This is a genomic window from Bacillus smithii (assembly GCF_001050115.1).
Classification (GTDB): Bacteria; Bacillota; Bacilli; order Bacillales; family DSM-4216; genus Bacillus_O; species Bacillus_O smithii.
Window position 1 is genome coordinate 3200765 of record NZ_CP012024.1, and the last position, 12791, is coordinate 3213555.

At 45.1% G+C, this 12791-nt stretch carries 11 protein-coding genes; all 11 read right to left on the reverse strand.

The window, feature by feature from the left end:
* Nucleotides 1-170 precede the first annotated feature (170 nt).
* Nucleotides 171-1313 carry a non-hydrolyzing UDP-N-acetylglucosamine 2-epimerase gene (wecB, locus tag BSM4216_RS15000; protein ID WP_048624237.1) on the reverse strand — a complete coding sequence of 381 codons (1143 nt, stop codon included), beginning with the start codon at nucleotides 1311-1313 and terminating at the stop codon, nucleotides 171-173.
* A gap of 18 nt (nucleotides 1314-1331) precedes the next feature.
* Nucleotides 1332-1961, reverse strand: a complete 630-nt coding sequence (gene upp, locus BSM4216_RS15005) for a uracil phosphoribosyltransferase (protein WP_048624238.1) — start codon at nucleotides 1959-1961, stop codon at nucleotides 1332-1334.
* A gap of 266 nt (nucleotides 1962-2227) precedes the next feature.
* On the reverse strand, nucleotides 2228-3595 hold the full coding sequence (locus tag BSM4216_RS15010; protein WP_003355652.1) for an ISLre2 family transposase: 1368 nt from the start codon (nucleotides 3593-3595) through the stop codon (nucleotides 2228-2230).
* A 343-nt stretch (nucleotides 3596-3938) separates the two neighbouring features.
* Nucleotides 3939-5300: an FAD-binding oxidoreductase gene (locus tag BSM4216_RS15015; RefSeq protein ID WP_048624239.1), complete on the reverse strand. Its 1362-nt coding sequence runs from the start codon at nucleotides 5298-5300 to the stop codon at nucleotides 3939-3941.
* Between the two features lie 200 nt (nucleotides 5301-5500).
* Nucleotides 5501-6751, reverse strand: a complete 1251-nt coding sequence (locus BSM4216_RS15020) for a serine hydroxymethyltransferase (RefSeq protein WP_003353345.1) — start codon at nucleotides 6749-6751, stop codon at nucleotides 5501-5503.
* Between the two features lie 540 nt (nucleotides 6752-7291).
* A complete protein-coding gene (locus BSM4216_RS15030) occupies nucleotides 7292-7894 on the reverse strand; it encodes a TIGR01440 family protein (RefSeq protein WP_048624559.1) in 603 nt (200 codons plus the stop codon).
* A gap of 29 nt (nucleotides 7895-7923) precedes the next feature.
* Complete coding sequence (rpiB, locus tag BSM4216_RS15035) at nucleotides 7924-8397, reverse strand: ribose 5-phosphate isomerase B (RefSeq protein ID WP_003353348.1); 474 nt, start codon at nucleotides 8395-8397, stop codon at nucleotides 7924-7926.
* A 283-nt stretch (nucleotides 8398-8680) separates the two neighbouring features.
* Nucleotides 8681-9979, reverse strand: a complete 1299-nt coding sequence (locus BSM4216_RS15040; RefSeq protein WP_003353349.1) for a methyl-accepting chemotaxis protein — start codon at nucleotides 9977-9979, stop codon at nucleotides 8681-8683.
* Nucleotides 9980-9997: 18 nt separating this feature from the next.
* Nucleotides 9998-10423, reverse strand: a complete 426-nt coding sequence (locus tag BSM4216_RS15045; RefSeq protein WP_048624241.1) for a low molecular weight protein arginine phosphatase — start codon at nucleotides 10421-10423, stop codon at nucleotides 9998-10000.
* A gap of 192 nt (nucleotides 10424-10615) precedes the next feature.
* On the reverse strand, nucleotides 10616-11167 hold the full coding sequence (locus BSM4216_RS15050) for a manganese efflux pump MntP (RefSeq protein WP_048624242.1): 552 nt from the start codon (nucleotides 11165-11167) through the stop codon (nucleotides 10616-10618).
* A gap of 225 nt (nucleotides 11168-11392) precedes the next feature.
* Nucleotides 11393-12433 carry an L-threonylcarbamoyladenylate synthase gene (locus BSM4216_RS15055; protein WP_048624243.1) on the reverse strand — a complete coding sequence of 347 codons (1041 nt, stop codon included), beginning with the start codon at nucleotides 12431-12433 and terminating at the stop codon, nucleotides 11393-11395.
* Nucleotides 12434-12791: the final 358 nt, after the last annotated feature.

Here is a 12791-nt window from a genome sequence, read left to right on the forward strand (position 1 = left end):
TTCGCAAATTCTGTGAATTTTTTTCATTTTATTCAACTAAAGAGTTAGGTTACAAATGGCCGATTTGCAAAAAATCCCTTAACTTTCGACATTAAGAAGTCTCGTCCGCTTTTTGTTCCTTCCGACTGCGATGAAAGCGGCATTCATAAAGAGTCTCCTGCTTGGAGACTCTATGAAAAACGATCCGGTTTTTGGCTCGTTCTTTTGAAATAATAACGCACCGCTTCTGCAATGCGGCGGGAAGCTTCTCCATCCCCATAAGGATTGACGGCTTTTGCCATTTTCTCGTATTCTTGTCGGTTCGTTAAAAGTTCTTTTGTCAGCTGATAAATGGGCTCTTCTTCCACTCCTGCAAGTTTCAACGTCCCTGCTTCAATCCCCTCGGGCCGTTCTGTTGTATCACGAAGCACCAAGACCGGCACGCCAAGGGAAGGCGCTTCTTCCTGCACCCCTCCTGAATCCGTTAAGATTAGATGGGCCCTGGCTGCGAAATTATGAAAATCAATCACATCTAGCGGTTCAATTAAATGAATTCTTTCGTTATCTCCGAGAATTTCCATTGCGATTTCCCGTACTGCTGGATTCAAATGAACCGGATAAACCACTTGAACATCTTTCATTTCCTCTACAATCCGCTTAATGGCCCGAAACATATTGCGCATTGGTTCGCCCAAGTTTTCTCTCCTGTGGGCTGTTAATAAGATCAGGCGGTCCGTGCCAACCTTCGTTAAGATCTCATGCTGATAATCGCTTTTGACAGTTGTTTTTAATGCATCAATGGCTGTGTTTCCCGTTACAAAGATGGTGTCTTTCTTTTTGTTCTCCTGAATCAAATTGGCTTCCGCTTTGGCTGTCGGCGCAAAATGAATATCAGCAAGAATACCAGTTAGCTGCCGGTTCATTTCTTCTGGAAACGGCGAGTACTTATTCCACGTCCTAAGCCCCGCTTCGACATGACCAACCGCAATTTGGTTGTAAAACGCCGCCAGGCTTGCAATAAACGTCGTTGTCGTATCTCCATGAACTAAAACGATGTCAGGCTTGACTTCTTTCATCACTTTATCCAGGCCTTCCAAGCCTTTTGTCGTCACATCTGTCAACGTTTGTCGATCTTTCATGATATTGAGATCATAATCAGGTTGAATCCCGAAAATATCCAGCACTTGATCCAACATTTGGCGATGCTGGGCCGTCACTGCCACAATCGTTTCAAAATCTTCCGGATACTTTTTTAATTCAAGCACAAGCGGAGCCATTTTGATGGCTTCCGGCCGGGTTCCGAAAATGGTCATTACTTTAATTGGAGCACTCATATTCGCACCTACTCTACCTTATTTTGTACCGAATAATCGGTCTCCTGCATCTCCGAGACCTGGAACAATATATCCTTTTTCGTTTAGTTTTTCATCTAAAGCAGCGATATAAATGTCAACATCTGGATGGGCTTTTTTTAGTGCTTCAACCCCTTCTGGAGCAGCAATCAGGCACATAAATTTAATGTTTTTGGCGCCGCGTTTCTTCAGGGAATTCACCGCTTCAACGGCAGATCCGCCCGTTGCCAGCATTGGGTCCACCAAAATAAAATCTCTTTCCTCCACATCGGATGGAAGCTTCACATAATACTCAACTGGCTTTAACGTTTCGGGATCCCTGTATAGTCCGATATGACCTACTTTAGCGGCAGGAATGAGCTTTAAAATGCCGTCAATCATTCCAATACCGGCACGCAATATCGGAACAACACCTATTTTCTTTCCTGATAAAATCTTTGCATTTGCTTTTCCAACAGGCGTTTCGACTTCAATTTCTTCCAAAGGCATGTCACGGGTAATTTCAAACGCCATTAAAGTAGCCACTTCATCCACTAGTTCCCGAAACTCCTTTGTTCCGGTATTTTTATCTCGTATAAAAGTTAGCTTATGCTGGATCAGCGGGTGATCAAATACATATACTTTCGCCACGAATCTCGCTCCTTTGATGATTTTCACTATGTAACTGTAATATAACCTTGACAAAGTTCTACATACTTCAACTTATTTTACAAAAAAACATATGGATCATCAAGAAAGGATCACGAAAAGAGTCAGTCAAGACTTTGTGGGAATTTTTTTGGTTCGCTGAAAATAGATGTAAGTCATAGGTTAGCGAACCATTTTTTTGAATTTCATCCGTAAGCGCTTTCGGACTCTCATCCCTTGCCATGACAGACGAATATGTATACCTTTTTTTACCATCCCTTGAATTCAGACAGGGCATGATAGATCGGAGTCCCGGACGATTGCTGTAAATATGGCACGTTATTCCGCGTTACCTCTGGAAGAAGACGGCGGATGCGTTGTTTCGCCTTGTTCACGATCGTCTGTTTGGTAGATGCCGTTTCCTCCGCCGGATGCGACGATTCTTCTCCTAAACGATGTCCGAAAAGACGAATCCCATCCATCCGGGCAATCATTGCCTTGAAAAACGCCCTGAGTCCCTTGTCTGTCCAACTGCGGCGGTATTTCACCCGATACGCCAGCTGGCTCATCACGCTTTCAGCCCTCCCCATCGGATACATGCCCGTTGTGTCCACTCCTTGCTCCTTCAGCCATTCCCGGTAATCACGGATGCATCCCGGCATCGATTCGATCCGGTGGATCAAGGCAGCCAGCTGTTGTTCTTTCGCTTCGTCCCCCAGCGTGCCGAGGGCGCTGTTCAGTTCCACAAGCAGCTTCTCTTCATCCTGCTTCGCCAGCTTTTGCCGAATCGCCTGCCACCGTGGATGGCCCGAGAGGCATTGGCGCAACTCACGCGCCACGTGGAATCGATCCAATTGGAAGCAGACCCGTCCTTTGAAATACTCCCGGCACGCGGTAATCCATGGAGCGCCGTCCCCGTTGATGACAAGAAGATCCCGACACGGATCATAGGCATATTCGTTCATCAAAAATTCCTCGAAGCCTTCCCACACCTCCCCCTTGCCTTCATGGACGTAATGGCGCTGATTCACGAATTCGATCCGTGAGCCGTTGCGCTTCCATCCTTCGTGAACGGTCAGGATTTTGTCTTCCTTGGCCCGTTTTCCCTTCCCTTGGAGAGAGACAAACAGTCCATCGGCCTCCACAAACAGCACCCGTCCATATCGCTGGTCAACCGGGCAGTGCAGCGGAACTTCAGCCTCGAGCACCAACTGGCGGATCGTCTCATGGCTCATCACCGGATACCCGACCATCTGGGCAAGCGTATGAGCCGCTTTGCGATAGGAAGAGCACTCCACAGCCAATCCCATCGCCGTTTCTTCTAGACAAGGGCTGATTGACTGCGATCCATCAAACGCTAAAAAGGAATCAAGCAAAAACGTGTAACGGTTTTGTTCTCGGTCTAAATAGTAGTTTCGCTCAAAGGTAACTTCGCCAAACAAGGTTTGAATCGTGGTGCGTCGTTTGTCTTTCAAGTGGTACCGGCGCTTGTCCCGGGTTTCCGCCAATTGTCGGTCGATGTCCTCCAACAGAGCCGTAAACAGCTCGGTGAAGGCGTTTTGCAAGGCTCGAAACAAATCAAGTTCGATCTCTTTCCATGTCAACGAATTTGTGGTAAGATGTTGTTGAATATTCATGGGACTCTCTCCTCCTGTTTGATGGTGTGAACAATGATCATCTTACCAGGGAGAGAGTCCTTTTTTCATGTTTCCTGCTTGGGATCCTACCGCACTTTGCTTGGTGGCCCCGATGAGGGGGATTGCGAACCTACGTTCCCAACCCCCTCATCGGGGAATTCTAAGAATTTCTCCCACAAACATTTTACTCACACTCACGAAAACGTGATCACTGACGGGAGAGAAAACCATTTTCTTTCTAAATGAGGAAAACACACTTTTTCCCTTTTAATATACAAAGGCCGGCCGAATCGGAAAAGGAGGAGACTTAAGCCCCCTCCTTTTCCATTTATTTTAAACTCTTTTAATAGATTTTTCCTGGATTCAAAATTCCTTCTGGATCAAGCGCTTTTTTAATGGTGCGCATCACATCGAGTCCTTCCGGATGCTCTTTCAGCAAATATTTCTTTTTCCCGATCCCAATTCCATGTTCTCCTGTACATGTGCCCCCTTGTTGAAGGGCATAATCCACAAGCGCCTCATTCATCTTTTGGAAACGGCCCACTTCATCTTGGTCATTCGGATCGATCGCAAGCGACGTATGAAAATTGCCATCCCCTACATGACCAAGGATGGCGGCGTCCAAATGATAGGCTTCCGCCAATTGCCTAGCCTTTTCCAATGCACCTGTCAGCTTGGAAATAGGAACGCAAACATCCGTAGAAACGTGAAGCTTCCCGGGGTATTTGCTTGTAATCGCAACAGCCGCTTGATGCCTTGCTTCCCACAATTGAGCTCGTTTGATGGAATCTTCTTCAAATTCGAAGGAAAGGCATCCGTTGTCTTCCATGATCTCTCTCGTCATTTGGATATCATGCTGAACCATTTCCCGGCTTCCGGCAAACTCTAAAAATAATGTCGGATGCACCATAAAATCGGTTCCTTTATAAAGATTAATCGCTTCTATCGTCCGAGAATCCACAAGCTCTATTCTTCCGATCGGTATGCCTCCTTGCAAAACAGCGGTAGCAGCTCCCCCTGCCGCTTTCAAATTTGGAAACACGACTTTGGCAGCCACAATTGCTTCAGGAATACCATAAAGTTTTAGTGTAATTTCGGTAAAAATTCCGAGCGTCCCTTCCGAACCAATCATCAAGTCCGCCAAATGCAGACCTGCTGATGATTTGACCGTTTCTCCTCCCATAGGAATCACTCGTCCGTCAGCAAGGACACAACGCAGTCCAAGCACATTTTGCTTCATTGCTCCGTAGCGGACTGCGTTTGTTCCGCTCGCATTCGTTGCCGTCATCCCGCCGATCGTTGCGTCTGCCCCTGGATCCACTGGAAAAAAAAGGCCGTATTTTTTTAAGTGCTTGTTTAATTGGATTCTCGTGACACCCGGTTCCACTTTGACGATAAAATCTTCCGGGCGCAGCTCCACAATCCGGTTCATCAAGGAAAAATCGATGCTGATTCCGCCCTTCACCGGAATGACGTGCCCTTCCAAACTAGTGCCCACTCCAAACGGTACAATCGGTATGCTGCGTTCTTTAGCAAAATGGACGATTTTGACGACTTCTTCTTCCGTTTTCGGAAATACCACCGCATCCGGCAAAACGGGTGTATGGTAAGAAAACCCTTTGCTATGGTGATCTAAAACGGTTTCATTTGCGCTTACCCGCGCTTCATCAGGAATGATGCCAAGCAACTCATCCTTTAACACCAACCAGCTCTCCTTTCGCAGCCCCTTATGGATCTCGGCGATAGCCGAATAGAGTAAAAATCATCAGTGGGAGTTCATCTTATCCCCCACTGATGGCAAGTTGACCTATCTGGCTTTTAGCCGCCATACCGCTACCGGATGCTGTTCTTCGATTGAGGCGGAGGTCATCGTCCGTTATGGGCATTAGAAAATGCCCAAACTTTTTAGCGTACAGAAGCCCCTTCGTAAAGCGGGAATTTTTCTGTCAACGCAGCCACTCTTGCTTTTGCCTCGTTCAATTTCGCTTCGTTATCGCGATTTTTCAGAGCGAAGCCAATAATGGACGCCACTTCATCCATTTCCGCCAAACCAAATCCACGAGTAGTGACCGCAGCCGTTCCAATTCGAATGCCGCTTGTCACAAACGGGCTTTCCGGATCATACGGAATCGTATTTTTATTGACAGTAATGCCGATATCATCTAACACTTTTTCTGCTTCTTTTCCTGTCAGCCCTAATGAACGGACATCAACAAGAAGCAAATGATTATCCGTACCGTCTGAAACTAATTTCAATCCTTCTTTTTGCAGCCCTTCCGCCAGCCGTTTTGCATTATCAATGATATTTTGTGCATACACTTTGAAAGAATCTTGCATGACTTCCCCAAGAGCCACCGCTTTCGCTGCAATCACATGCATGAGCGGACCGCCTTGAATGCCAGGGAAAATGGCTTTATCGATCTTCTTGGCAAACTCTTCTTTGCACAAAATCATTCCACCACGCGGCCCCCGCAACGTTTTATGCGTAGTGGTGGTCACAAAATGAGCATACGGAACCGGATTTGGGTGTAAACCAGCTGCTACAAGACCAGCGATATGAGCCATGTCCACCATTAAATATGCGCCAACTTCATCAGCAATTTCCCGGAATTTTGCAAAATCAATGATACGCGGGTAGGCGCTGGCACCGGCCACAATAAGCTTTGGTTTGTGTTTCAATGCTTTGTTCCGAACATCTTCGTAGTCAATTCGATGCGTTTCTTTGTCCACGCCATATTCCACGAATTGATATTGCACACCGCTAAAGTTTACCGGACTTCCATGTGTTAAATGGCCGCCGTGGGATAAATTCATCCCTAGAACCGTATCGCCATGTTCCAAAACACTGAAATAAACCGCCATATTTGCTTGAGCCCCGGAATGCGGTTGAACATTAACGTGCTCTGCTCCAAAGATTTCCTTTGCCCGTTCGCGTGCGATGTTTTCTACAATATCGACATATTCGCAGCCGCCATAATAACGTTTCCCCGGATAACCTTCTGCATATTTATTCGTTAATACGGATCCTTGTGCCTCCATCACAGCTTGGCTGACAAAGTTTTCGGAAGCGATTAATTCAATTTTCGCTCTTTGCCTGTTCAATTCTTTCTGGATAGCTTCATATACAGCTTGATCTTGTTCAGCAAGTTTACCCATTCTTGTTCCTCCTTTAAGTTATAGCAACACAAAGCCTTTTCTCATTTTTCAAATTCTTTTTTATTTTAACATGATTTTTTCTGGTTATTAAAGGCGGTTTTTGATTTTTTGCTTTATCCAAATCCTGGTTTGCCGGATGTTATTTTTCCTTTAAATGAAACGGGACATCCTATTCCTTTCATCCCCCGTTTGAGAGCGTTAAGCAAAATGGACTTTTTGATAAAATCGAGCCTGTATCAAGGAAACGACCCAATCGCAGCATCGTGCCTGAAAATCCAAATCTCCGTTCCGCTTTATTTTATCATCCAGCGCACAATGTCTTCATACGTTTCCGCATTTGCCCTACTCATTTTATCAAACTCTAAAGAGAACGAATTCTTTAAAGAAAAGGCTGTTCCAAAAGTCCAATAAGAGCCCTTTGGAACAGCCTTTTCCAATAAAATTTTTTCTTAACAATGGATGGACTGCCATCCATCGTGTATAAAACAAAGTGAAATGCCCTTCTGAACCGATACGATACGGCACGATACGGCGAAATTTTCAACGGCAGGCGCCGTTTTCGCTTGTTTCAACGGTATCATACACGGCCCGCGGACCGCCGATCAGCTTCGGACGTGTCTTGGCAAGCGTAACATGTGCTTCGCCCAACGTTTTGACGGATACCCGAACCGGTACAGCCACATGTTTCAAATGCATTCCAATGAACGTATCGCCGATATCTATCCCTGCATCCGCCTTTATAAATTCTACAACCGTAGGGTCTTGTAAATGTCGGTATGCAAAAGCTGCCATAGCACCACCCGCTTGCGGCACGGGAACAACAGATACTTCCTCCAAACGCTCCCGAATGGCCAGCTCTTTTTCAACGACGAGCGCACGATTTAAATGTTCGCAGCACTGAAATGCCAAAAAGATTCCGTTCTGTTTCGCAAAGGATTGAAGCTTGTTAAAAATGGCTTCCGCTATGGAGATTGTACCTGATGTGCCAATTTTCTTTCCCGCTACTTCGGAAGTGGAACAGCCTACTACAAAAATTTGGCCTTTTTTCAACTGCGCTTGTTCTTGAAACTCCCGCAAAATGAGCGAAAGTTGTTTTTCCCATTCAAATCTTTCCTCTTCCGTAGCCTTCCACCGTCCTTCTATTCGTTTTTCCAAAACCTGTTCCTAAGCTGTTATGAGCGGTCATTTTTATCTGTCAAATGTTTTTCTTCATATTCTTTAATTTTTCCAATTCGACGTTCATGGCGGCCGCCTTCAAACTCCGTGGTCAGCCACACTTCGGCAATTTCCCTGGCAAGACCCGGTCCGATGACGCGTTCGCCCATGGCGAGAATATTGCTGTCGTTGTGTTTGCGGGTTAATTTTGCCGTATAAACATCATGTACAAGAGCACAGCGGATTCCCTTTACTTTATTGGCCGAAATACTCATCCCAACTCCAGTTCCGCAAATGAGAATGGCGCGGTCAAACTCTCCGTTCGCCACTTTTTCAGCAACAGGCAAAGCATAATCCGGATAATCGACAGAAGTTTCCGTTTCACAATTGCAACCAAAATCCTCATAATCTATTCCTAGTTCTTCCAGTAATTTTTTTATTTCTGCTCTTATATGAATTCCGCCGTGATCGGACGCAATCGCTACTTTCATGTTTGTTCCTCCTTCTCGGCCAAAGCCGAAGCCACTTTCGCAGAAATTTCTTCTTGTAACTTTATTTTGGCACACCCTGCAAAAAATATAAAGTATATTCGCTCTGAGATCTCTTCCGTCCCAGATGCCGGCTGTTTTCAAACGACAGAAAACCGACAGTGGCAGTATACGTGCGGATGTGTCCTTTCTTTCCACAAAATCTGCCGAATGTCGCACTTTAGATGGCAGGTGACGCCGTTTGAACAAAATAAAAAGAAGAGAAAAGCAGCCGGCTTTGTTGAAATCAGCCCTGCTCCTCTTCAATACGGAATCTTGTAATCGTAGATTGAAGCTGTTTTGCCTGTTCTTTCAACTCCCTGGCAACTTGTTCAACCTTTTCCATATCTGCCGCCTGCTCTTTTGTCGACTCTGTCACTTGCTGAGCTCCTGCCGACGTCTCTTCCGCTATCGCTGCTACTTCCTGAGATTGTTGGGAAGTTTTTTGAATTCCTTCCATTTGTCCATCCACTAATGTTGAAATCGTATGAACAGCATTCGCCACTTCGTTAATGACCAATGTCATTTCTTCTATCGCGGAGTTGGTGAGGCTGCCCTTTTCCGCTTCTTCATTAGCCGATTCCACCTGTCTTGTAATTTGGCCGACCACATGCTCCACTTCTTTTTGAATGTCTTTTATCAATTCAGAAATTCCTTGAACAGCTTTAGCGCTTCCATCCGCGAGCTTCCGAACCTCTTCGGCAACGACCGCAAATCCTTTTCCGTGTTCCCCTGCCCGTGCAGCTTCAATAGAAGCATTGAGAGCCAACAGATTGGTCTGTGCGGCGATGTCCCCGACCAACTGTATGATTTGACCCACTTTTACCGCATTTTCTTCCAAGCGCTTTACCGCTTGCAAAGACTGCCTATTATCCAATGCAAGCTGTTGAATTCCGTCGATAAGAGATTGCATCGCTTCCTTGCTGTTTTGCAGTTCTTTGACCATTTCCTCTGCTTTTTGTTCCGAAGATTTTGCCTGAGTTTGAACTTCATGGGCAATTTTGGTGACATCCTCCATCGATTCGGCCGTGGCTTGGATCGCTCCGGCGGAACTTTCTGCACCCGCAGAAATTTCGTCAATCGTTTGGGCAATGTCTTCCGCATGTTTGGACGCTCTTTCGACTTCTGTTAAAATTTCAAGCACTTTCGTGTTCGTTAAAGTAAAGGTAGTCTCGATTTGCCGTACCATTTCCCGTAAATTTTGCAGCATACCGTTAAACGCCAAAGCCAGTGAACGTATTTCATCATCACTCTTTGGCACTTTTACATCATGGACAATATTCCCCTCAGCCGCCTCAAGAGCCGCTTGTTCCAACAGCTGCAAAGGCTTCACAATGATCCGAGCGGCAAAAAACGCCAGGATGCCTGACCAAATAATTCCCAACAGAAGCGTGACAATCGTGAAGACCCTGTCGTCGGCACTTGAGAAAAATATGGGCCGTATTATGTAAATGAAAAAGGCGGAACAGGAATATGTGATAAGTGCTACTAAATAGGTAAACAAAACCAACTTTTTTCTCAGCCCGAATTTAAACCGTTTTTTCATTGTTTTCTCTCCCTACCCTTATAGTTTAGCAGCCAATTGACGAATTAAGCTTTCCAATTCGTTGTACGTCTTCCTATATAATTCAACGGGACCTCCATAAGGATCGATAACATCTTCATGTCGGCCCAATACAAACTCTTTAATAGAAAACGTTTTATCCGCTGCTTTTGGAAACATTTGCATAATATAATTTTTATGGCTGGTTGTCATCGTGAAAATATAGTCAGCCCATTCAATATCCTCTTTTGTCAGCGTCCGGCTTTGGTGGCTGCAAGGAATATTCTTTTCTTTTAAAACCGTTTGGGCATTCACGGACATGCCGGCGCCATCTGCTGCAAAGATACCCGCAGATTTCACCTCAATCTGTTCGTTGATCTTTTTTAAAATGGCCTCGGCCATCGGACTTCTGCAAGTATTACCTGTGCAAACAAAGAGAACTCTCATTTTTCATGCCACCCTCTCTTACTCTTATTATATCGAATCCTACTTTTTTCATACAGATCCAATTCATAAATTTTCCTAATTTTCCTCTATTTTAAAAGAAAAAGGAAGCGGAACCAAACAAAAGTCCTACTCCCTTTATCCCGATCATCTTCTGCCATCTCTCCACGTAAGCTTACCCTATCTGCTCCCTGCCTAAAAAGGGAGAATCAGTTTAAGCCCTATCGCCAATAGTATGCTCCCGCCGATCGCTTCACTGTAAACGCCGATTACACTCTTCGCTTTACTACCAATCAAAAGACCAAACCAAGTTAATAATGCCGCTGTAACCCCAAAACAAACAAGAGAAACGACCGTTTTTGCGCCTAATATCCCTAGCGTCAAACCGACAGAAAAGCTGTCGAGGCTGACGCTTAAAGCAAATAAAATCAACCCAAAACCAACAGGCGTCACAAACGATTCCTCTTTTTTAAAGCAAGATAGGAACATGGAGATTCCTAACAGAATCAATAGAATCCCTCCGGCATATCCGGCAACCGTTCCGAATGTGTGCGATAAAAAATGGCCCGCTATCATTCCCATCAGCGGCATCCAAACATGGAAGATCCCAACCATCATTCCTATGTAAAAAATTTGTTTAGAGCGGAGCGCAAACATTCCCATTCCCAAACCAACAGAAAACGCATCCATACTGAGCGCAAACGCCATTAATACTAATGTTATGATTTCCCCCATATAGCTTGTCATTCTGCATCCCCCTTCGGACATCCCCTATTCATGATTATGCATGTCCGAAAGGTTTTAGAATGATAAGCCACTGGTAAGAAAAGAGGCTGAAAATAGACCAATCCCCTTATCTCTTATTTAATTGAATGGCCAGGTCGTCATTACGTCCTTCTTTTTTGAGATTCCGAATGTTTGCCCAATCGTTTACCAAAGGAGGATCGTCAAAACGTTGACAACATTCATCCGTCATCGAATCCATTTATGACCCGCCGCTTTTTCCAGACGGTTCATCACCGCTGCACCAATACCCTTGTTTGGAAAAACTTCTGAATAGATAATGTCCACTTCCGTCTCGTTAAATTGGCGCAACACGCCATAAAGTTCATGAGCGACCGTGGACAATTCGGATCTTTTTCCACAGGAGAGAACAATATCGGCATCGTAGCTGGAAGAGTTCTCCTCTGTCGTTAAGATTCCGACCTTTTTTCCCGCACTTCTTTGAGCATCCGCCAGCTGCTGAATTTTTTCGATCGGTCCTTCCACTAAATACAAAGGTGCGTTCGGAGCATAATGAGTATATTTCATGCCCGGAGCTTTCGGCTTGCTGTCTTTATTTTTTAGAGCAGGGTCGAATTCTACATGGCCAATGACATCTTCTATTTCTTCCTTTGAAAGGCCGCCGGGACGTAAAATGACGGGCGGCTCTACAGTGCAATCAAGCACAGTGGATTCCACCCCGACCCCCGTTTCGCCGCCATCCACGACCCCCGCAATTTTCCCTGCTAAATCGTCCCAAACATGTTTAGCAGAAGTCGGACTCGGCTTTCCGGACCGATTGGCGCTTGGCGCAGCAATGGGGAGGCCGCACGCCGAAATCAATTTAAGCGCAACCGGATGGTCAGGCATGCGAATGCCCACCGTATCCATACCGGCTGTAGCCTTCTCGGATAGGCGCCCTGGCATTTTCTTAAAAATAATGGTTAACGGACCAGGCCAAAAAGCTTCCATCAGCCGTTTCGCTTTTTCAGGAATGTCCACAATAAGTGGTTCCAATTGGGATGTATCGGCGATATGAACAATAAGCGGATTATCGCTTGGCCGCCCTTTCGCTTCATAAATTTTGGCAATCGCCTCATCGCTCAAAGCATTGGCCCCTAATCCATAGACCGTTTCGGTCGGAAAGGCCACCACTTCATTTAACCGAAGAGCTTGTGCTGCTTCTTCAATTTGTGGATAACGAGTTTCGTTGTCCACTTCTTTATCCACAATCCAACATTTTGTTTCCATCCTTATTCACCTTACAATTTCACAAAGTTCTTTTTCGTTTTCAACCGCTCTTTATCCTAATTATATTATGGCGTTCCTTTATTTTATCATAAAAACGCATATTCACAAATTCCCCATTATTATCCACATATGTGGATAATATGATGTTTAATCAGTGGATAACTATGTGGATAAAGTGGATAAATTTCAGAATTTACGCTTTTTTTGCTATTTCATCCTCATCAAAAGTTTAATATTTGTCCTATTCCTATTAAAAAACCGAACCCTTGAGCGGGTCCGGTTCTTTATGACGATATAATTTTGATGTTTGGGCTTCCAATTGAATTCAAAGCATGCCACGAGAAAAGTGGATATTCAA